The sequence below is a fragment of the Pseudomonadales bacterium genome, from assembly GCA_024234435.1.
Classification (GTDB): domain Bacteria; phylum Pseudomonadota; class Gammaproteobacteria; order Pseudomonadales; family Porticoccaceae; genus JACKOF01.
Genome location: JACKOF010000001.1, coordinates 693957 through 717202, shown reverse-complemented (window position 1 = coordinate 717202; position 23246 = coordinate 693957). Strand labels below are relative to the sequence as shown.

Annotated in this window: 14 protein-coding genes; all 14 read right to left on the bottom strand. The window is 49.9% G+C overall.

Annotated elements, in window-relative coordinates:
• Positions 1 to 51: 51 nt before the first annotated feature.
• Complete coding sequence (brxL, locus tag H7A02_03345; GenBank protein ID MCP5171289.1) at positions 52 to 2091, bottom strand: protease Lon-related BREX system protein BrxL; 2040 nt, start codon at positions 2089 to 2091, stop codon at positions 52 to 54.
• Between the two features lie 29 nt (positions 2092 to 2120).
• Positions 2121 to 4745, bottom strand: a complete 2625-nt coding sequence (gene pglZ / locus H7A02_03340; protein MCP5171288.1) for a BREX-1 system phosphatase PglZ type A — start codon at positions 4743 to 4745, stop codon at positions 2121 to 2123.
• Positions 4742 to 6670, bottom strand: a complete 1929-nt coding sequence (locus H7A02_03335; GenBank protein MCP5171287.1) for a DUF262 domain-containing protein — start codon at positions 6668 to 6670, stop codon at positions 4742 to 4744. Before H7A02_03335 ends, pglZ begins: the two co-directional genes overlap by 4 nt.
• Positions 6667 to 10320, bottom strand: coding sequence for a BREX-1 system adenine-specific DNA-methyltransferase PglX (gene pglX / locus H7A02_03330; protein ID MCP5171286.1), 3654 nt, complete (start codon positions 10318 to 10320; stop codon positions 6667 to 6669). The genes H7A02_03335 and pglX overlap by 4 nt, the downstream gene beginning before the upstream one ends.
• Before the next feature lie 22 nt (positions 10321 to 10342).
• Positions 10343 to 11113: a hypothetical protein gene (locus H7A02_03325; protein ID MCP5171285.1), complete on the bottom strand. Its 771-nt coding sequence runs from the start codon at positions 11111 to 11113 to the stop codon at positions 10343 to 10345.
• Positions 11114 to 11122: 9 nt separating this feature from the next.
• On the bottom strand, positions 11123 to 11845 hold the full coding sequence (locus tag H7A02_03320; GenBank protein MCP5171284.1) for a hypothetical protein: 723 nt from the start codon (positions 11843 to 11845) through the stop codon (positions 11123 to 11125).
• Positions 11845 to 12507 (bottom strand): hypothetical protein, encoded by a 663-nt coding sequence (locus H7A02_03315; GenBank protein MCP5171283.1) that lies wholly within the window; start codon positions 12505 to 12507, stop codon positions 11845 to 11847. The genes H7A02_03320 and H7A02_03315 overlap by 1 nt, the downstream gene beginning before the upstream one ends.
• Positions 12508 to 12630: 123 nt before the next feature.
• A complete protein-coding gene (locus tag H7A02_03310) occupies positions 12631 to 13512 on the bottom strand; it encodes a hypothetical protein (GenBank protein MCP5171282.1) in 882 nt (293 codons plus the stop codon).
• A gap of 26 nt (positions 13513 to 13538) precedes the next feature.
• The gene (locus tag H7A02_03305; protein MCP5171281.1) at positions 13539 to 16337 is read right to left on the bottom strand and encodes a hypothetical protein; all 2799 of its coding nucleotides are present in this window, start codon (positions 16335 to 16337) and stop codon (positions 13539 to 13541) included.
• Positions 16338 to 16425: 88 nt separating this feature from the next.
• A complete protein-coding gene (locus H7A02_03300; GenBank protein MCP5171280.1) occupies positions 16426 to 17019 on the bottom strand; it encodes a hypothetical protein in 594 nt (197 codons plus the stop codon).
• A complete protein-coding gene (locus H7A02_03295) occupies positions 17016 to 18266 on the bottom strand; it encodes a hypothetical protein (protein MCP5171279.1) in 1251 nt (416 codons plus the stop codon). Before H7A02_03295 ends, H7A02_03300 begins: the two co-directional genes overlap by 4 nt.
• 51 nt (positions 18267 to 18317) lie before the next feature.
• Positions 18318 to 21968 (bottom strand): BREX system P-loop protein BrxC, encoded by a 3651-nt coding sequence (gene brxC / locus H7A02_03290; GenBank protein MCP5171278.1) that lies wholly within the window; start codon positions 21966 to 21968, stop codon positions 18318 to 18320.
• Positions 21969 to 22014: 46 nt separating this feature from the next.
• Positions 22015 to 22590, bottom strand: a complete 576-nt coding sequence (locus tag H7A02_03285; GenBank protein ID MCP5171277.1) for a DUF1788 domain-containing protein — start codon at positions 22588 to 22590, stop codon at positions 22015 to 22017.
• A gap of 34 nt (positions 22591 to 22624) precedes the next feature.
• Positions 22625 to 23236 (bottom strand): DUF1819 family protein, encoded by a 612-nt coding sequence (locus tag H7A02_03280; protein MCP5171276.1) that lies wholly within the window; start codon positions 23234 to 23236, stop codon positions 22625 to 22627.
• Positions 23237 to 23246: the final 10 nt, after the last annotated feature.

Genomic DNA, 23246 nt, shown 5'->3' with positions numbered 1-23246 from the left:
ATTCGAATTGTTGCTGATGATTGATCCTCAAAGTGGAGTACGCACCGTGCCCTAGTCCACCCCAAGAGCCTTAAACACCGCATCAACCGGATCGGCATAGAAGCAGGTCTGAAACTTGGTAAACAGTTCAGCCGGAATCGTTGGGATGTCTGCTGCACTGCTCATCGGCAAGGCAACTTTCTTGGCCCCTGCATCAAAAGCGACTTGCAGGCACTCAGCGAGGCTTTCTACCGGCGTAACGGAACCGCCCAGACTCATATCTCCCAGCACCACCATCTGGTTCTGAAGAGGCTTACCAAGGAGGCCTGACGCAAAGGCAACGAGGCTGGAGAGGGCCAAGTGGCTGAATGGCCCAGTGTTCTGAAGCTCGACTGCGTGCAAATGGAAGTCATGTTCACCCACTTTGCTGCCGCCGCTGATCCTGGATGCGTTCGCCTTGAAATAATCAAAGGCAATCTTCACCTGCTCTTTGGCTGCACTGGAGTTCCATAGCCCGGAAGTGGCCAGCTTGCCGGAGCCCTTGGTAACCTGAAGTTCAAGCCGGTATAGACCAGGCATCCCTTTGTTACTGAGACCAATGGTGTGAAGGAATCCGGGCTTACCAGGGCCTTCGGGAATCAGGCCGCCACCACCCTGCTCTTTGACTGATACGAAATGCTCTTCCAGCGAGTCATTGTCGATGTAACTGAAGTGGACATCGTAGAACTCCATACCACCAATCTTTTTGAGTTGTTCCTTCACCCGGCGTCGAACCTGAAGGGCATACTCCAGGCACTGGCGAACATCCTCTTTCTCGAACTGTCCATGCGGGAATAGCAATTTCAGTAGGCCAGAAACTGTCTTGCGTACCGCGATCACATCACGCTGGTTCAGGTTGTTCCCCAGCTTGAAGTATTTCTCGATAGCATCTGCGAAGCTGCGCTTGCGCATCTCCCGATAGAACTCTGCCAGGTAATCAACAATCAAGCCGTAACGGTTGGTGAAATACTCAGGCCGCATCTTGGGGATTTCCCAGCCTGGGATGTAGGCATGGAAACGGTCAAAGAAAGCGGAGTCGATCATGGCATCCGGGAATGGTGCAAGCAGATGACTGGTTTTCACCAAGGACTCAACGCTCTGGTTGATATTGCCAACAAACACCATAGAGGCGGAAGCTTCCATCTGTTCACGGCCACGGGCAAAGGAACCAGAGGCCATATAGTCCTTCATGATCTGGACACCATCTTTATCCTTGAAGGAGATCCCTGCCACCTCATCGAAGGCAACCAAGTCCCAAAGCCCGACCAAACCAATTCGGCGTGAACTCATGTTGTAAAACAGGTTGGCCACGGTAGTTTGGCCGCCAGATACCAAAATGCTGTTAGGGGAGCATTCCTTGTAAATATGGCTTTTACCTGTCCCGCGTGGACCCAACTCACAGACGTTGTAGTTGTTCTCAACGAATGGAATCATCCGGGCCAGAATGTGCCACTGCACATCGACACCCAATGCCGCAGGCTCCATACCAACTGACCGTATCAAACACTCGCGCCACTGATCTGTAGTTAATGCAGCTCTCCCTTGGAAGAGCTCGTCCATATTCATGTTCGGCATCTGGATTGGCTTGAGCAGCGTTACTCCGAAAGGCGAACCGGTCTGCCCTTCCTCGTGGTAATAACTCAAAGTGGCAATGACCCAGATACCACCCACCAGCAGCTTCTCGTACTCTTTGACGATACCAGAGGAAATTTCAGCGTCCTTGATACCCAGATTGCTGAAGGAGGCCTCATACTTATCCTTGCGCTCATTCAGTTTCACGGTTACCCGGTCGATGACCTTAAAGGTGCCGCGCTCCTTCACCAGTGACTTGACCTTTTCGGCTTCATCAGGGCGAACGTAATTCTCAGCCAGCACGGTTTTGACGTTGTTCAGCCCTTGAACGATGATGTCTGGATCATCAGACGCGCAGTACATGCCAAGCAGGTATTCGAGCACATAGACAGGGACATTCGCCCCTTCCTTAATGAGCTTGGTGAGATCCTTGCGAACCACACGACCCGCAAAGTGCTCATTCAGCAGTTGATCTAATTCTTTATCGTTAGCGGATTCCATACTCGGCACGCTCTATCGTCAAATCATGGTTAAAAGAAGTCATCGGTAAACGCCAAGTCGATGGTGACCTTATAGCGTTCCATCTCGGTATTCAGGTCCTTGTCCTTGAGCACCAGGAAGTAATCCTTCTTCCGATCGAAGTCCGTCCCAGACAGTGAGAGTCGTACTTGCTTGACCCGCTCTGCGACTGAATCGGTTGCGCAGTCAAAGGTCACCGTCTCTTCGCTGGAGATCTTGCTATCACCGTCATAGATGGCCACTGACACCGTGACCGGCGTAACCAAATCACTGACCACTTCGGTCTGCATCAGGTCGAACTTCTGGATGTTGTTCACCATCTTCAGGGTGGACTTGGTGGAAATGACCCCTACCTTTCGCTTGGTACGCTTCTCAGCTTTTTCGCCACGAAGCTGTTTGACGGTCAATACCGGCACGACAATCTCTTGCGGCATAACCCCACCGTGGACAAAACGTGAACCGCCCACGAAATGGAATCGGTTCGCACCCTTCGGCACCCAGAAATCCGTATCTGAAGCTGTTCCGGCTGTTGACTTGGTAGAACCATTCCAGGCTTCTTTGGTTTCTGGCAGACCAAAGCCCACCACATAGCGCTTTTTGTTCTTCAGGGCATTGGTTGGCTTTTCAGCCAGAGACGAGCGATCGGCAGCCTCCAGCTTGCTTTGCTGGAACAAGAACCCATGATCTGCCGTGATGAGCACCGTCGATGTATTGAAGTGCATCAGGATCTTGCGGCTCAACTCGGTCAACTCCTCGATGGCGTGTTCAACGGCCATGAAGGTTTCTGATTCCGTTGATGAGCTATCGCCTCGCGCATCCACTACATTGTGGTAGACATAGACCAGCTCCTGATCTTTGAGGGCTTCCCGCCCTTCATCACGCGACCAGGCCTTGACGGTTTCCGCTGTGACGGCCAGACCGCCATGCGCTGCGAGTATCTTGGTTCTTGCCGCTGTGCCCTTACTGGATTGTCCATCCACAAATACGTCATCTGACGCTGTTTCACGGTACTCCAGCGTTTTATGCGGCAAGAGGGAGGCCATCCCCAGTGTCGTATAACTTGGGACAACGCCCAGTTGGGAAGACAGGGTAGCTTCAGAGTAGCGCTTGTTGTTGATTCGATCGCGAAGCTCAACTGCCGCCTCATAGCGGAAGGCATCACTGATAATGACCACAACCCGGCGCTTTGTAGCCTTGGAAAACAACGGTTTCACCAGCCCCTGAAAGAAGTCCTGCTGATTGGGTATTCCAGAAAAGCGCCACTGAGATAGACGTTGCTCCGCCTCGATGCGGTCACCCCAGTTCTTCGCCAGGTTGTCGATGTACCAGTAGGCGTAGCAATTCTCCACTTCGTCATCGAGCTTCTTCAGGATCTCAACATGCGCACGCTGGGACGCTTCACAGTAATGACGGTAGGCCATATCGAAGCGGTATAGGTCTCGCTCGTACGCCTTGTATAGAGCCTCACTCGACTCAAAGTGGAATCCGCTATCATGCTGAATACGCAAGCTGAAGAGGTCGATAGCAGCCTGCAATGCGGTATAAACGGTGCGGTACTTCCGGCGCGTCGTGTCGTCTTTATGCTTGGAAGCCCAGTAGCCGTCCAGGCGCGACGCTATCATTGCGCGGAAACGCTCCAACTCCCCCTTGGGAGCATGAGGAATTGCCACGGCCAGATCGACAATAACCTTCTGCTCCACGGCCTCAAAGGTGACGACATCGCTGAGTTGGTCGGTATCGAATATACCCATCTTGTCTTTGATGCGCAGCGCGATCGCCACCCATCCGGACACGGCATCGAATGCCTTGTAATACCGTGAGCTGTCTCGCCAGCGTGAAAGCAATGCTCTGGCCGTCGCACGGGAGCTGGCCGAAGACATTACCAATTCTTGAGCCCAGCCGGGTACATCACCGACGCTTTCGCAGAAGCCGGTAACCAGCAGCCGGATGAAGAAATGCCCCAGCTTGAACTGTGCTTCTCCCTTCAACTCCTCTACCGTAGCCGGGTAACCAATTTCGGACTGAAGTGCAGCTACCAATGCCGGGATTAAGTCGTACTTTTCAAGTTCGTTGAGAGAAGCTGGATTGGCCTCCAGTCCAAGGTCATCCGCAACTGTTTCTTCAGCAAGCGCCAGGATCACATGCGGGAGATCACAGCTTTCCGCCTTAACGACAGAAGCAATCATAGCCATGTCCAGGTCAGACTCATCAAAGTCCGGCTGAGCATAGCGTTGCAGTGCTGTCAGCCTTGCTTTGCTGGCAAGGAATTTATCTCGCTTGGCAAGGTGCTCTCGCAAGCTTTGCTGGTGCAGTCCAAGTTCATTAAAGATGATTGAGAAGCGATCGGCGTAGAAGCATCTGGAGTACAACTTGATGTCGAGCAACCAGTCTCTTTCTACATCTGGTTCGGCAAATGGGAAGTACAGGAGATACTTACCGGCTTTATCTTCCAACTCCAATTTGAGCTTGGTACCCAATGCTGATTCATTGGCCATGTTGAGGATCTGTACGTCCACGAGAGACAGAGACGGTAGCTCATCCACAAACGACCGCTCCGGGTCATACCAGAACACCAGACGATGGTTCTCTTTGTAGAAGGCCTGCTCAAGGCCCTCTCGAAGCTGGTTCAGATTCATGACAGATCTCCCGAAGGAGAAAAGTCGATGTCTGCAAGATGGAGTAACTGCCCTTTAAAATCATAATCTCCTAATACAATACTCCAACGCTGTTCCATAAAGCTCAGCAAATCCAACCCTCTCTTGAGGATTTGGGTCGGGGTCCACTCCTGGCACTGAGCTACTTCGTTTTCTGACACTGAACCGTTGTAATAGCCAACACCGCCTCCGTTGTTAACCTTCTTGGGAAAGCCGTCATTTTGCAGGGCTGAGTTCTTTGAACGCGATAGTGGAAGCAAATTTCCCAAGGAATGAGTTAGGTAGCGCCGCTCCAATTCAGCCAAGTGACCAAAGCGCTCATTCCAATAGGCGTCATCTGGTGTCTGCGGAAAAATGTGTTCGAGAGTCACATGATCCTTTTTGTTCGATTTCAAAACGTCCCAAGAGAGTTTGCTGGTAGCCTGCCTACCCTTCTCTCTAAGCCACTGTTCGTGTTCAAACAAGAAATATCTAACGCCATCCCAGTGATAAAATCCATCCCTATCAAGCTCGTACTTTTCTTCAATGTGTGCCAGAAACTTTTCTGGATCATAGTATTTATTGATCCAGCGATTAATGGTCTCCAAAACTTCAACGATGGTCTTTTCACCCGTCAACAGATCACGAGACATACTGAAAAACTCAGTATCACCAGTGTTTGCTCTTCTCTGGCTTAAATTGAATAGGGTAAAGTTGTACCTTTCCGCAGTCTTTAATAACTCTGTTATTTGCTCAGGGTCTTGCTTTGAAACAAAAGCCGAAAGAATCAATGGTTTGAACGATCTAAAACTGAGACGCTCCAATCTATCAAGCCAAACCTTTTGAGAATCGGTAAGCTCATTAGACTGGGCATAATATGGATTATGCATGTAGAACCAGTAAACGATCGATTGCTGTAGACTGCGTACATAATCAGATATTTCTTCTATCTTGAGTGCATCATCAGGCGATTTTGGATGTGTAACATTTCTTGCACTGAATTTATCATCAAGCAGGAATTTTATGTAATCATCACCTTTTTTTCGCGTGTACTTAAAATACATCGTCCAATGATTACGAAGGAAAAGATTATCACTTAGTGGAACATCCGGGTTTTTCCCCAAATATTCATACATGGTCTTCCATGCATCGTTTATGTTGATTCTAAGCTGTTCTCGCCCATCGTTATCTTTGAACAAAGTCGAAATGTAAATCAATCTGTTTTTAAGTAGCTCTAAACTCGTAAGAGGCTTACCACGATTATTCATCGTTTCAAAAGTGACAAAGACATCAATTTCTTCATCAATTTCATACAAGTTGAACTTCAGCTTCTGGGTAAGCTTTTTATATATCAGCGCTATTTCATCAACTGACATATCTTTCAGGCGGTCCTTAAAGTAATTCTTTGCAAAGCTTAGGTTTCTCGTATACAACGTCTCCACAAACTGATTTGAGCCAGAATACTCACCAAATACCTTGGTCTTCATATACTCATCACTTGGGTTATCTTTTTCGTACCCAAATATAAAACTCTGCTGGAGCTTGTTGTCAGCCTCAAAAAATATAAACTGCTTTCGGATAGAGTTAATCGACTGATAGTTCAGCTCGGCATCTTTTGGGACAGATTCCAAGATGGCTTGCAGTAGGATCATCGACGTAGTTAGTCTCTGCTGCCCGTCAACCACATAAAACGGCCTGAATCCAACACCTTCTATTAACCAAAGATCCTTCTCCCATTTCTGATATAGGTTTGCTTTAACAGGCTCAAGGGTGATAACTCCTGTGTAATGAATTCGATCATTTTCAAGCTGAAGAATATCTTCCCAGAAGTCTTCAACTTGGTGCTCCTTCCAGGCATACCCCCTCTGATAATCTGGGATGCGGAGTAGACGGCGCTCAAAAATATCGCTCAGGCTATTTAATTTCATGACAGAACCTCCGGAGCCTCGCCGGTAATGGCCTTCACTTCTGCTAGAAGGTCACCGAACTTGCCGTAGTTGACCTTTACACCATCATCCAGATCCAGGCTTATTCTCTGGTCAGCGTAGTGGCGTAACTTTTCGTCGAACTCGCTCAACTCAGCCTGCTGCTTGTGCAGTTGGGCAATTTCTTTTTCAAGCCTCTTCACCTCTGCTGCCGAACCGCTGGCCTCTTTATCGTTTTCCAGCTTTTGAGCATAGGCAGCCATCTTCGCTGTCAGGGGAATGACGTACTCAGTACGCATACGCGCCAGCGTACCTTCGTTATACCGGTGCAGATAAACCAGGCATTCGAAAGCCTTTTGCTTGCCAGAGCTAAACAGCCAGTAAATTGGCCGTTTTTTGTAGGTCTTTAGATGGTCTTTATAGAACTGGGTAGACAGGTACCGGCGAATCGTATCCATCGTCGATTCGGATTTCTTCGGTTTGATCGCGTGCAGACAGAGGGACTCTGCTACAAAGTCGAGATTTTCATGAAGGTGCTCTTCTCCCCAAACGACTTTGACAAACTCTCGGAAGCGATTGGTTGCATCATCGGGGAACCATTCCTGGTCAGTTAGAGGGATGATTCCATCATCGTCGGCAGGGAAGGTTCTATAAGCACCTTCAGCTACCAGATCAGAAAAGCCTTCGTTGCCTGAATGGGCATAAACAAGACCATTACAATCCAGCGAATAACGGCCAATCATGCATCCAATCGAGTAAGATAATAGCTCTTCAATAAAATCCGATTTAGCAACACTATCTATAATCTCAGATTTGGCATTATCGCCATACTGGTAATAGATGTTTCTTCCCAAAGTGATTTCCGACATACGGACTTCAGGATTTAGCTCATTAGAAAGATTGAAATATTCTATAAATAATTCGTTATTCCTCTCTTCCAAGAATTTCATTCTTTCAGCAAGGCGTAACCAATTAACTCTCGCCTTTTCATATGAATCAAATATCGAGAATGAAGAACCTTTCAAACAAGCGAGCACAGGTAACTTTTTAAAATCCCACGATGTTTCGAAAGAATCCCAGTCATTTCTCGCTATTTCAACAAGCTCATTGCAATTCTCGTAAACCCTATCCTCATCAATAGCAACAATCGCTGGTAAAGAGGCAATATTTCCAGCTTGAACATGCAAGGTAGGATTTAGTGCACTTGTGATCACCGAAGTAACTTTAGATGCAAGATAACCGAGTATAACTAGGGCTTCACGATCTGATTTTGGAAATAGAGCCGGACCACTTGCATCAAAGGCAAACCCTGCTGGATAGTACCGCACACCAAGTTGTGAAAAACTGGTAACGTCAGTCCAACCGATCATCTCTTTGAAATAAAGCTCTTCAGATCTAACAGATGCTCGCCCCGTTGATTTTATAGCCGCGCCATTATCTTTCCAAAAGACTACCCAGTTCTGGTTGCCATACCATTTTCTGTACTCCCCGCCCTTGTTATAAGGCACCCAATCTTTGTTAGATAACGAGATAATGGAAATCTCGTGCCACAACCTGACAAATCTTTCGTTATCGGCAGTTGTCATGCCCCCTCGAACAGGCAGAACATTCCCCAATGAATTTGAATCTCCAAAAACGTTGACCACAGACTTACTAAGCCAATACGCAATCGGACTCCCTGGAATCTTTTTGAAATCATCTGGCTTAGCCTCATAAAACCAGCCACATTCAGGATTAGCTATTGCCTCCAGAGTTTTTGGCCCCTGATTCGCTGCGCCACGAAAATCTGAAAGACGGATATAAGAACCTGTATAGCCAGGCACATGTCCTTTTGTTATGGTAAACGTACAAATAGGAACCGTCGCCCCATCAAACCCCGAATATTCAAGCTGTATTAGCGTCGAGATAACCTCATCATCAATCAATTTGCTTCGTAACTGTTCGTAGCTTGAAATAAACATCCAAACAAATGGCGTCATGAAGCCAAGCTGCCCATGATCCTTAGCTAGGTGCAGATTTCTTATGATAAAGGCTGAAAATAAATCCTTTTCGTAACCAGAGAACCTAGCTTTTAATTCCTTCTTCACGTCTGGAGATTGGTACTTGCTGCCCATATAGGGAGGATTTGCCACAACTGCTTCGTATTTTTGCGCTAACAATACTGCCTGATGGACATATGGAAGCAATTGGCTCGCTGCCGACTTTTGCATCGAGTCGCCTGAGTTATCCAATTCGCGTAGAGTGACAAAAAGCTTCTTCAACTCCTCGCAATCATCATGGGGAACGTCAATCAAGGAGCCAAACGTCTTGGCTTGTTTAAATCTCTCTAAGGTTCTCTGAAGCAACTGGTAGCGGCTGTCTGCTGCAAAAGAACTAAGGTCATGCTGCTCCTCTTCAAAGAGCCCTTGCGAAGTTCCGCTCTGCCATTCTCCGGTCAAGTTCAGTGATTTCCAGAGAGAAGGCAGATTTACATTGGCACTTTCCTGTAACGACAGTACGTTCAAACGGATGTTACGACTGAAAATTCGACGATCGTCTTCTCTCGCCAGCATCATCAACGCGAATCCAGCCAATTGTCCGGCTCGATCATCAATATCCAGACCAAAAAGATTGTTTTCAAGAATGAGTTGAGGAATATCGCGAGTTCGGTAGCCTCGCTCTTCATAAATAGCCTTTAACACCTTGTAGGCCTCAATCAAAATATGACCGGACCCACACCCGCTATCAAGTACTTTCGTTGACTCTGGTGTAATCTGAGAAGGAGTAATTTCAGAAAGGCGAGCTTGAACTTCCGAGGTTTGCTTGGCAGGTTCAATGTAGTATGGCATCTTCTCCTTGAGCGGAGAATCGGGATACGTCTGAAGCCACTGGCGACCCACAGTGTTTTGAACCATGTACTGAACGATCCAGTTAGGCGTAAAAAGCTGTGTCGCGGCTGGAATATCTTCGTTCTTAACTACCTTGCCAATAACCTGATCTTTTTTCTCGGAAATATAGAACTGGTAAAGCCAGCCAATAATCTCAATGTACTCCCAGTCTTCATCAGGAACACTGGCAACAAGGTCACGAATCAGTGAGTCGGTCTTGGTCAGATTTTCTGGCAACAGCAGCTCGGATTCATCTGCTACCGCCTCAAACAGAAATGGCATTGCTTGGTGCAAGGCATGGCACTGGGCCAGTAACAGCTCACGGTAAAGCTCTTCGTCTTTGGTGCCATCAAGCTTCAGTTCTCTAACCTTGGCCTGGTCCAGGCCGGGCAACTCGACATCCAGACATTCTTCCAGTATTTGGGGCACACCGGCACTGCCGTCAGCCGCGCTCCCCTCTGCACTACTAAGAACGCGACGCCCATGGTCAAGAAACCCTTTGCGTTCCATGTAGCGAATAGCGCACAGCCGGTTGAACCAGCTATAGGCCACATGCTCCATTACCTGGTCGAAGCCTTGCTGCTCGATGCGCTTTACCAAGCGTTCACGAGGTTTGATAACCAAAGCCGGAAACGGTCTATCACCAATTAGAACCAGGTCGCCCTTCTGCTCCGCTGGCTCGATTTTCTTTTTCGTGATCCCATACTTCGCAGCCTGTTTACTCATGGCCTCAATAAAGGCTTTCCGGGCTTTGGGTGCGTATTTTTTTACGTTACTGGTGTTCATAGTCTTCCAAATATCCGTTTTGTCACTGGGTGTAAGTGATCAATAAATTGGGGGTATCGGTTTGCAGGCTCAACGAGCGCTTGCCAGGGGTTAGGGTTAACACGCTGGCGTCATCTTCCAGTTCATCCATGGCAGTGCCATGGCGCAGGTGTTCGCACCAATAGCCATCGGTAGCAAGTGCTATGGCTGTGTCAACTGGCCATTGGGCGGTGATCAATGTGGGCCGAGTAAACCGGCGTGCATTCAGTGATTGCGTCAGGGTATGGTTAGCCGCCTCCTGTTCTGCCACTGTCAGAACTGCGGCCTCAGTGCCCTGCCACGCCTGCAATAACGGCGAGCTTTCCAGCCGGTGCGGTGTATTCAGCCACTCAATCGCACCGCTCTGGTCGCGCAGACCAATACGACAATCGCCGCTATACCACCAGCGCAACTCCCCGGTTGTGGTATTGAGGATCAGCACGCCGTAGCTGGCGATGTCGTGGAGATAATCGGCCTTTAACGCCTTCTGTTGTTGCGACAACAGCGTGAGCAGGGGCTCTTCGGTGGTTAATACCGTATCCGGCCCTCGATCAGCTCGATGGGCTTTTCGCATTGCTGCCAGGCAGCTATCGGCCCAATAGGTGGCCAGACGCTTACCCTGGCTGTTAATTCCAACCCGTAAACGGCCCGCTACCGCTCGCTCGGCGGCGTCCACAATCACTGCTACGAGGTATGGCCCGGTATAACCCAGCGCGACGGCATCGCTGTTGTAGTGCCGTTGTTGTCCTTTGCGACTGGTCCATGCAATCTTCATCCTGTCGCGCTACCCCTGACTCTCTTCGGGGTAGGCCGCCAGTGCCTCCAGCCTTTCAAAAATGAGGCTTTCCCGATCCTCACTGCCTCGCGCCTGACTTTGAACGGCATATTCGAAATTGCCATCCTCCAGCAATTGTGCCAGCTCTGTTGCGATGTACTCCTGCACCTCTGCCGACGCCTGGCGGACCTCACCCAGTAATTCTTCACGGCCATCCACCAGGTTGAGGATGTCTTCAATATCGCGACTACCCAGGGCATAGCCATCACCCCGGCCCTTGTAGGCCTCCAGCTTGGTGGCCAGAAAATACACAGGGGTGACGAGCTGAATGGTCAGATCGGGAGTCAGTGCGTGGGCAGTTGCCGTATCCATGGCAGCCTGATACCAGCGATTGCCGAACCCCAGCACCTCTTCGTCATCGGGCATGAAATCGACCCTCAGATCCCCCAGTTGCATGGCACAAATGGGGTGAGTTTCACCGGGAATGGCCATGGGGATGGTAAAGCCCTGCTTCTGGAGTCGCTGCTGTAGCGCATGGAAGCCCAGGTAACCCATGGTATGTACGATCAGATCAACATCATCGGTGTGCCGCACCTGCTCCTTGGTAAAGTCATCAGTCAGCAGTAACCCTGTGGTACAGCCACCCACAAAGGTCATCTGCTGGCACAGTTCTGGCCCCAAGGCTTTGGCCACCTGCTCTAGCATTTTTTGAAGCACCGGTAATGCCGCCATTATTTAGCCCCCAAGCGCTGCTTTAACAGATCTGCCGCCAGATTCGCCTCGCGAGGCTGCCCTATGCGAATGGCATCCACCAGAGCCAGAAGCGCATACATTTCCGGGTCCCGCCTGACCGCATAAGCAACAGATTTACACAGTGGCTCTATGGCCTGACCTTTGGTGTTGCCCCTGGCATCGGGCCATACAGGGACAAATTCCCCGGCACTCATGAGTTGCTGGTTCAGTACCGGAGCAGCAAAGGCCGTGGCAATACCTCGGGTGATTTCACCCGGCTTGGCAGGAAAGACATATTTAAGACCGTGCACAATAAAACCATACAGCGCCTGCACATTCGCCCGTGGTACGCCAGACTTACGGTCTTTTTTGGCCAAGCCCACATCAATGCAGCGGTTAAGGGCCAGGTTGATCTGGGATTTGCTGATGCCAGTCTCCTCTTCCAGGCTCCGTGCGGTATAGCGGGATGCGATGTCTTTTTGCTCATAAAACCGATGCTCAGGCAGGATCAAACGACTGCCATCTGCATCCCACCCCTCCCAATCCTGCCAGTCTTCCCAATCGACAGACTCAACAGGCGCTTGCTCGGACGCCCCCGAAGGCAGTTCTTTCCGGTGCAGAGAAACCAGCTTTAGCAGTAGTACGATGTCTTGACCTTTCACTGGGGGCTCATCCTCTCTATCTCTTTCGCTAACCCAATTCCATCCCGACCAGCATTGTCCCACGTCCTAGGACGCGGGACAATGCTTTAAGGCTGCACCGAGATTTAGCTAATAACAAGCAGGTCACAACCATATAGCCTCCTGCTCCAAGGCCGCGCCTTCGGTCCTCAAGGTTGTAATCAAGCGGTGAAGTTCGGCACCCTGTGCCGTTTGAGAGGGAATGGCTTGGCTTAGGTAGCTCACTGCGGCATCAAAGTCGCTTTTGGTATCTCGCCATATGGTATTGCTGCCAAAGGTTTTCAGCTTGGATTGCCAATCGGGCATGAGCCACAGGCTACAGCGATCCCCTAAGCGCTGATGTAAGCGGGCATAATTCTGCAACCCCACGCCATCGTAATCCGGGAAGAGAATGACCTCTGGCACCCGCTCAGATGCGCCAAGCCAGTCCAGCAGGTTGTTATTGATCTGCCCGCGATACCAGTGAACCGAGGCTTGGCCGTTATGTGGCAGGCCGATTTTTTGCCGATCTGAGTTTGGCAACCAGTCGAGACGGTCAAATAGCGCCTGGTTTTCCACCAGCCACAGGGGTTGAGCGCTACGCCAGGTGTCACTTGGCTCAACTGCCAGTGCCGCCACACCATAACGTGCCGTAGCATCGCTGAGGTCCAGTTGGCTGTCATCATCACGCCAATTCACTCGCTCACCACAGGCGCGCATCAGCAGGTAGTACGCCGCATGCCGGTGCCCCCCGCTCTTACTGTTGCGGTAGGCAGCAATATTGGCCGCCCGATTGGGCACGGAATCGGACAGCTCCTCCAGACAGCCAGGACTGAGGGAGCGCAGATGCTGTTCAATCACCTGAGGCTGGACGACCTGATAGGTTATACCTCGGCCAGATGTCCGGCAGGCAATGGCGTGGGTCTGCTGGATAAATTGATCTAAAGCCTTTCTTTGTGCCGCAGTGAACTGCGACGCAGCAACCGGTCCATCGGTGGCTTTAGCCATACGCTGTAATGCTGCCAACAGCGCTTTCATGAACCCACTCCAGACCGGGTTCCACCGCTATCCGTTGCTAGAGGCTCCAGAATGTGCCAGCTTTCACGACTGATATGGTTTCGGCCTTGATGTTGGCTGATAGGCACGCAATAACGCGCCGTGGTCAGCGGAGAAGGAGAAGCAAAAATGAGCGAGAAGCCAAACTCTGCTGCCGTCTCAATGAGACTGGCCTGGTTACGGGTATCGAGAGCCAGCGCTTCGTCCAGGTAACAGATGGCTTTCACCCGGTGGCGCTTGTCCTGCATAAGGTGCAACATGGCCAGTCCGGTTATGAGCTTGGCCATTAATACCGTGCCATTGGATGCAGCGCTATCAAGATCGTCAAAGGATTCCGGGGCCTGATCTTTCTTACCAACAACGAAGCTGAGCCGGAAAAGGTCTGCCACCCTCAGCCCCTGCCGTGCGTTGCACTCATCGATCAGACGCTGCCGCGCTCTGTCCAGCTGTACGTCATCCAATACGCTGGCCTGATTGAACAAGGTAAAGGTTTCACCTGACTCCACTTTTTCAGCGGTCTCAATCAGAGTATCAATGGCAGACACCAGGCTTTCGTCATCTTGGGCTTCAATCTTAAAGACGGTGAGATCCGATAACTGCCGAGCGCCGATGAGCGAGTTAAATTCACGCATTCTCCGCTTTAAGCTATAAAGCCCACTACGTAAGTCGCGCAGGCTGGCGGTTACATTCACCACTGCACTGCGAGCACGGCGCTCCAGCGCTTCGGCTTCACGCGAAAGCTGATGACGGAAATTGATCAAGGCATCTATTTCAGTTTCGTCGTTCTCGGCATACTGAAATTTGGTCAGGCCTTTGTGGTGAAGCTCGCTTAGCATCCCACTGATCTCGCCATCCAACCGTAGTAACTGTTGGCATAAGCGCTGGTAATCCGTCAGGGCCTCAGCAAGATTCTCAAGTTGTACCTGTGAGTCACCCACCCATGGCCTGTGGGGTTGATCAGCCAAATAACTGAAGCGTTGATCGGTATCCACACGGCGATTGCGGAGTTCACTGATTCGCTGATGCTTACCATTCAGCGATGACTCGTCCTGGTTTAGCTTAGTCGCCTTTTCATCCAGCGTTTTACTAGCCTGCTCCGACTGAACCAGCAGGTTGTTAATCTCATGCTGCCGTGCTTCACCAGAAGCTAAATGAATCTCACGTTCTGGCTGCTGCTGACGCAAGAGAAGTAACTGATCAAACGCTTTAAGGGCTTGCTCTACAGAAGTGAGCTGGCCATACAGCTGACCCTTCTTTTCCTTGGCTTTATCTAAAGAGTTGGCGGTATCTAACTGCTTAAGTAGATCGCTATGCTGCTCTGTTAATTCACTATGGCGCTGCTGAATTTCCGCAGCACTTTTGACAACATACTGGGGCGTGAGAGATTCCAGACTGAAAGACAGCCCCTCCATTTTCCAGTGATTGGCATCCATTTGTGTCAATGCACGACTTAGCTCTTTCGTATCAAGATCAAATTGGTTAGCACCCAGCGTCATCACTTCCCGGTTAAACAGGCGGTTTAACACTCCTAATTGATCTTCAGGCAGATCCACACTTAGACGTTGCCAGAGATTATCTGACAAAGTATCCAACTCTCGAGCCAATGCCTCTTGCTCTGACAGGTTGCGCTTAATATCTCGCTCAATTTGACTGGGTGTTCGGCTGCTCACCAGACCAATTTGCGTGGTTATGGCATCATATTGTTGTTTGATTTCCGCTTGCTGCTGCTCCAGATCCTCCCGGCCCGAGATCAACGCAAACTGCCGCTCCAGCTCGTTTTGACTCTCCTGCTGACTAGCCAGAGACTTTAGCTTTACAGCCAACTGAGTTTGTTCCGCAATCAGTTTCCGATCATTACCCAGCCTGTCTCGCCGTTCATCGTCCAAGAACTTTTGGGCTTGCGCTATCTCACTGCATTTATCCGTATAGAATTGCTCCCACCCCTCCAGAGCTACCTCTATATGGGGGCGCACAGCCAGAATTTGGCCCCGCACTTCAAGTCGCTGATCACGGTTTGATTCTAATGCATCAATACGAGCTTGCTGATTGACAGCAATTTGATACTGCTCCCGCTCAACATTGATCTCGGCGAATGCCTTATCCCAGGCTTGCTTAAAGTCGATAGCGGAATCAGTGACATCATGCTTAAAAATTTGCAGCAGGTGCTCTTTCACATCCTGTGACTTTAGTTTATCCAGACGTAGAGTCCGGGTTAGCACTCGCTGATAAGCATCGGAGTCTCTGCTATTTTCCAGGCGAAACACGGTAAAATCCGGCTCATTAGCAGCGCGTTTAACTCGCCCACCGTAAAGAATATTGGCGAAATCACTCGGACTATAGGTAAAAACGGATTTACCGTATTGAGCAAGATGTGCGATTAACTCAGGCTGAGCGACCAATTTCCCGTCATTGGTCCGAAACTCGTCGACGTTGAGCTGCCCTTTGTAGGCAAAATATTGATAGTCATGGCTGACACCTTTGCCGACACACCCAAGAACGACTGTGCCGATATTAGGCAGAGTCGCCTCCAGCAAAATATAAGCACTGTTATTGGGGAAATAGAACTGGCGGCTTTTATCCACATCATGAGCACCAAAGTCCATGCGCCGCTTATTAATGATCAGGAGAAATTGTAGAGCATTAATCAGACTGGTTTTGCCGGTATTATTGGGGGCGATGAGGGAGACAGATTCATCCAGAGGCAATTCCGCTCGGGAGTACCCGGCACTGCCCAACAACACCAATCGCTGAAAACCGGAAAAGTCGAATCGCTGCATGGCTGTGTCTACGCGCATGGTCTTTGCTTTATCGCTCACAGCTGTTGTCTTATCGCTCAGGGCTGTTGTTTTATCGCTCAAGGCTGTATCACGACTCACGGATTTCCTCCTGATCGCTATCCAGCGCAGTGCCTTCATCGCCCAGCCCAAAATCATCATCAATGCCAGCTGCCAGAGCTTCGAAGTGATCAAGGTATCGGTAAACGGCTGGCAGCAAATAATAAGCACCAGCGTCGTTAGACATGAAGCCAAATCGCTCTGCCGTTTTCGCTATATCCGGAAAATCGTCCAATGATACCCCTTCCGCCGCTAAGACTTCTTTATGCTGACTGTAGGCTTCTTCCAATAGCTCTCGATCAATACGCCAATCCGTAAACCGACGTAGTGGCTTGCCTGCATCGCCTTGAAACTCAAATATCACCATGAAAAAAAGTGCTAATCGCCGCGTATTCTGATTAGACGATGTACTGCTCTCTGTATTGTGAAACCAGGCAAAACCGCGACTATCGACCCTCAAGTCATACCCCAACGACGAGAATAGTATCTCGTAGGCGTCACGCTCCTGCTCCAGGTTCGCCCACAACAAGGGCTTGGATGCGCGGTTGATATGCTCACCATTTTTGCTAAGCCGAGTGAAAATTTCGGCCAAACAACTTAGTTTTTCTAGGTTAACCGTTGTCATGAGGCCTCCAGCTTGTGCGGGTGGTGATAAACCCGCAGGCTATTCAGTTCGGTTACCACTTCTTCGGGTTGCAAGTCGCTGCGCCAGTCTGAAGAGCGAACCAGCTCGTGATAAAGCTGTAGTACTAAAGCATCTGGCAAGTGACCATAATGTTCACTCAGCCAACTCATCAGGTGATCAACCGGCAATGATCGCTTTAAATGTTCGATCACAGCTGCTTGATCTACCCACTCGTGGAAATCCAATTGGGCAGATTCATCAGGCTCTGGAAACGGCTCTGCCACAGGCTGGTAGTTTTTCGCTTCGGTGATGATCGTCAAGACCTCATCACCTACAGAGATCCTGGAAAATCGCTCCTGACGGCACGAAGGCAATCTTTGCCCCTCAAACTCCAATGGAATAGAGCGACGCAGGCCGCGCTTTCTGACCTGACCAAGTAGCTTACTGATCGATGAGGCGAGATTGCTGTGAGCCCGAAGCTCTTCCCTGAGGGGCAACAAGGTATCCGCGCATTGCTGAGAAATCGTCCGGCCTATACGCCTTAATTCCTTCGCCTGATAGGAAACCTGCCTGATTTGGCGGCGATGACTGTAAAGCGCACCCTGAACACTGAGTTTCTCATAGATCACTTCCAGCGCTTCATCGGCACCTTCCAGGTACCGATAAAAGGTTCCATCTGGTCCTGAGTCCATCATTTCATTCATGGGCTCGATGTATTGATCGTATGCTTCCAGTACCCGGCGGTAGCGCCTGGCGAGAGGCATAGCACTATCGGCAGACCGTGCCTGCTCGGCAATATCCAAAATGGCGTCACGATCCTGGTGAAGCTGAAGACTGATTTGCCGGAATAAATCCCCCAGCTGTCTGGCTGATTGACGCAGTTGATCATTATCACCGTCGGCCAGCGCTTGGTTCAGAGATTCAGTTGCCGTGCGTATGGCCGCAACCCTTGCCGCCAATACAGAAGACAAACCCAATTCATGCTCATGGGTTAAGCCACGAACAAACTCAAGTACCGTAGGGTTAACAACAAGATCCCCTGAGCGGGGAACAAGTTGCAAGAGATCCGCATTGAGCAGTGAGCGCAATACTGCACTTGGCTCACTGTTATCCGGGTCTACTTTACCGACCAAATGTAGTGCCTGCTCTTCATCCAGCTCTGGATGGTCACGACTGACACGCACCATGACCTCAACCAGCTCCCAGTGCTGGTGCAATTGGTATACAAGACTTCGAGGATTAGCCACTATTTAGTCCCTTATGGCAGAGTTACGGTGCTGGATAGGATTCGATAACCGTTATCGAATCCGCACTCGTTTACCCATTCGTACCGTGGTTATGAGTTCCAACTTCATTGCCTCAACAAACTTCTCGACAGAGGCTTCATCTTCCAGAAAAACCCCTGCTCCTATCTTGTCCACAAAACTTGCCGCGTTAACTTCTGTAATCGGCTTCGGTTCAGCAACCTTAGGTGGAACAGGTTCGGGGCTCGGGGAGGTTCCGCCTCCTGACACGCCACCTGTATCAACGGGAGAAGGGTCAACTTTGCGCTGACGCTCAAGCTCTGCTTTTACTGCCATGCCCAGCTCATAGAGAGCTTCGTCAAATCGCTCACCAGCGATTTCTGTTTGTAGCATGAAAATGGAGGCGATACTGGTTTCAACCTCCAGATCACTTTTAACCAACTGTAAGGGGCGCAGCAGTCGATTACTCAATTCTGGAGTCGCGATACCACTCTTTTGAATCTCGTCAGAAAGCTGACTGATTTTCAGATCAACTCGCTCCATAGCGTACTGACGCTTGTCATCGAGCAGTTGGTTGTTTACACCATCGACCGTGCTAATGAGAGGTGCCACACGATGCAACATACCGTAAGGCGCCGAATTGGATTCAATTGAACGCAATTCTTCCAGTGCTTTTTTGGCCTCAGGCTCCTTTTCCAGCGCCTGCCGATTTTTGTCAAAATGCGTTAGTGCTGACTGGAGTTGCTGCCAGGTATGGAGCTGATTCTTAAAAAACTCATGAAGGTCGCGATAGTCCTCTTCCAGATCCAGATAATCATCTTTCTTCGCGACAACCTCTTTGAAAAAGTCGAAGCTATCATCATGGTGTAGTAGGCGCTGTAAGATGAGTATGGACTGTTCTATAACGGACCTGCCGGGAAATCGGCCAACGTCGGTTTTACTTTTATAGGATTTAAGATTCCTGAGCCATTCGCCCAGGTGGGTATTATAAAACTCAAAAAGCTCTTTTTCGGGCGCAGGCCCCATGCTGGAAAACAGGTCCTGCGTGAGATTTCTCGCCTGTTTGAGTACGGCCTCGTCCGTTTGACGTTTCTTGATAATGGAAACTTCACGGCGGCGGCGGCTATTCTGCAAAGGCTCCAACGCCTCTTTAACTGCCAAGGTACCACCACCCAACTGGAAAGAAATACGACCTGCCGCTGCCAATCGCCCAGTAATTAACAAGATTTCCGCATCAGGCCAGCCGAATGGGCGTTTGGAGAATCGATCAACCAAATCAGATACCAAAATACGATCAGAGCCAGAGGCCCTCAGTGAGATGTACTGTTCTACCTCTTGAGTCGCTTTAGGATTACCCTCCTCGCCATTGAGCAACAACCCCATTTGACCAACATCATCGAGTGTCAAAACAACGTTGAGCTCGCGCCAAGGATCTTGCTGGTAAACCTTGATATAGCTCAGCTTGGTGTACGTATTCTCCAGCAGGTAGCGGCAGGCCTCATCAAGCTTGGTAAGTGCATTGGATGAAGACAGTGAAAGGTGCTGACCAAGGGCGTAGACTTCCGCTTTCAACAGCATGTCTTCCATTCGGGCACGCAGGCGCTTTTTACGCTCTTGGTTCTCCCGGCCACGATCGGCAAGAATACGGGTAATGTCCGCCTGGGTTCCGTCGTCATTCAGACGAATAAACTTGTTGGTCTTCAGCCAGGTGCGGAGTTCACTGAAGAACTGCTTATCATCACCCAGCTTAATGAGGATTTGACCTTCGCCCTCTGCACTCTTGTTAATGCAGCCAGCCTCAGAGTATTGGCTGTAATCAGTGTCCAGCGGTGACACCACTTCCACTTTCAGGTCAGCTTCGTACTTACCGTCCAGGGTATGCCCATCCAGGTACCGGCCAATGCTGTAGTCCATCTTGTTGGGCTGATGCCGGTATTTATTAGTGTCTCGCAGAAGGTCTTTGAAAATCAGGTTGCTCAGTTCTTTGTTTTCTTCCGAGCTGGCAACGTCAGTGGCCTTAATCTTCTGAGTAATATCCCGCTCTTCGTTGGTCAGGAACAGGAACTCATCACCATTACGGGTAATCAGGCTTTCCTTCTCCAAACGCTGGAGGCTCTCCTCGATACGTTTGCGTAGCGCCAGCTTGTCATCGTCGATTTTCTCAATCGACAGGGTGACCAGGTTATCGAGCGTTCCTTTGATCAGATCTACATACCGGATCATGAACAAGGTGCGGAGCATCTGAACATCGAAACTGTCCAGCGTGGGATTTTCACCAGCCTGATCGATGGTACGCTTGACGGCTGTATCCAAGAAGCCCTCAACGGCGCTATAGAAGCGATGCATGGGCACGAGGGCTCCCACCTCTTCCTTGGCGATGGAGCTGGCGGCCATTTGGAAGGCGTCCAGCATCGACCGTTCACCGTATGCCAGGTGAGCCCCGGTGGCTCCAACTTTACGGATCTCCTCAAAAACCTTCTGTACCAACTGGAAATGGTATGGCGCAAACGGATAGTTATTGACGAAGCTATCTGGACCATCAAAGTTCTTGAGCGTAGGCCCGGAGCGATCGAAGGTAATTTGGTTCTTCAGAATGTCGCCTTTCTGGTCGAACACGGACTTGAGCATGTCCGCCGCTTCCGGTGTTTTGCGCAGCAAACGCTTCTGGATAACCTCATCGGTATTCGAGCTGGACAGCGACAACCTGGTCTTGAACCGACCGGCAATCTTGGAGAAATCGTTGGCTTTTGAAGATGACAGCTCTCCCAGTACCGCATCCATATCGGCCTGAGAGGTCACTATGATCCAGGCTCTGCCCTTACAGATAGTGCCCAGGTTTTCCGTAATAGTTTGCAAGGTCAGCATCAAGCGAGTATTGCTGCCAATGAACTGACCGACTTCATCCACCAGGAACAAGATCCGGTGTTTCGGATCTTTGCTGTCCAGGTACTCTTTGACCCAGTGACAGAAATTCTCCACGGAAACGCTGAAAGTCTCTTCGGACTCTTCAAACCATTTATGGGCAGCATCTGGCGACAGGTTCAATGCCTTGGAAATGGCATTTTCTACGTCGTCCTGATAGAACTGATAGCCGTCACGCTCTTCGAGCCAGGAATGGCCACTGGATTCTTCAAAAGCGACTTTGAAGGTTTCATAGGCGCCTTTCTGTGCCAAATGGCGCTCCATGTGCGCGATGTGCGGGTGATCGCCGCTAAAACCCTGATGTTCATTGAAAACTCGCAGGAAGACGTTGAGGATAGGATTGCCGTCATCGTTTGAGCTGGCCTTACTGTCAATATTGAACAAAATGACATCAGCATGACCACTAACCGCTTTATCAATATCAGCCCGGATAAAAGCATCGCGGATCTTGTGCTCATCAAAAAACTCAACGGCACTGCGCTCATTATCTTCTGCATCCCGCGCCACCTTATTGGCCAGAATGTAGGATAAGGTCTTCAGGAAGTGCGATTTACCAGAGCCAAAAAAGCCAGAGATCCACACCCCTACCCGGTTGGCAATGGAGGGGTCGTTGAGATCGGTACCATAGGACTGGAAGAAATCCCGAAAATGCTTCTCCAGCTCATTAGTGACCACGTACTCGTCCAGTTCCTGGTAGACCGTAGCATCGTCATCCTGGTCAGCCTTAACAACACCGTTAATTGAGCGGTCCAGTGGCTTTAAAAAGAGTTCTTTGATGTTCATAGTGTGTTGATTCCCCTGAAATTCCTTATTAATTGGTCGCTATCGCTTACGGAACCAACCTGAAAGCTCTGTAGTAATTGTTGCTGGGTATTCTCCCGAACAGGCTCATTGCCTGGCCGTTGTATTGGCCGGGATAAAACAGGACGACAGGCTTATGCCCCAACAGTGAATGAAGGCTGTTTAGCAGGTTGTGTGCTCGCAATAACGGCCAAACAGAACCCACTCCAGTAATGAAGATGATGTCCTGCTCGGTAGCGGAATGTTTTTCTGTCAGGTAAGGCGCGAATTTGTCCATGTGCAGCGGCCCTTTCAGGGCTTTCATCAAGGCCTCATCACCTTTGACCTTCTGCATCTCTATGGCTTTATCAACGAAGTTGCGATCGGCAAGATAACCGACCAGGCACTTGAGAAGATTGATGTTAACCACCTTCAATTGGCTATGCTTCTTGGCCAACATGACTTCAAGGAATTCGATGTACTCTCGAACCCCAAGCTCTTGCTCAGGCTCGTAATCAAATATCCAGAAGCCAATTTCATTTCCCAGTCCCTGCCCACTCAAAAACTCTGGGGACAGAATCTTGTCTGGTATCTGATTCAGCCGGTCATGTAGTCGTTGATCCATAGTACTTATCCAATAAAATCTGCGGTCAATGCACTTATCGCGTCCATGCCGACACTTCCATGCACTTTTTAATTCTGTGTTTGTAATGCTCTTCGAGCATGGTTTTGACTTCAGGCCTTACCACAACATGCTGTAGTTCAAGCTTTCGTGTGCTCTTCAGGTACCCAACCTCAGCGAGCATACGAAACACCACCTGCCCCATTTTCTTTTTCGTAGATTCCTTCCAGTCGCAAATGGCCGGATCTCTATGCGACCGGTCTTCGAGAAATTCCGCCCAAACAAACGCATCAAGATGCTCAGCTCTCGACATGTAGGCATCACGAAGTACCGTCTCCATAAACTCAACCAACAAAAGGTTTCGCTCCAACGCGCCACAGAAGGCAACCTGTGTGGCCAACTCGTCATCACCATCTCTCAACGCTCGCCAAAACTCCGGCTCCAGACGCTCAAGTCGCTTGCGAATCGCCGTGGCATTTCGCTTTGCTGACGCTGGCGTGCGTTTTTGCAGCACGTTTTCTACACGGATTGCTTCATCCCACTGTTCAGGTGTTAGACTGTCCATTAGCAAACCAGCAACGATACGGCTTTCCCTCACCATCAGTGAGCCACCCGCCATGTCACTGTCATAATGGAACTGCTTTATCAAACTCAACCTC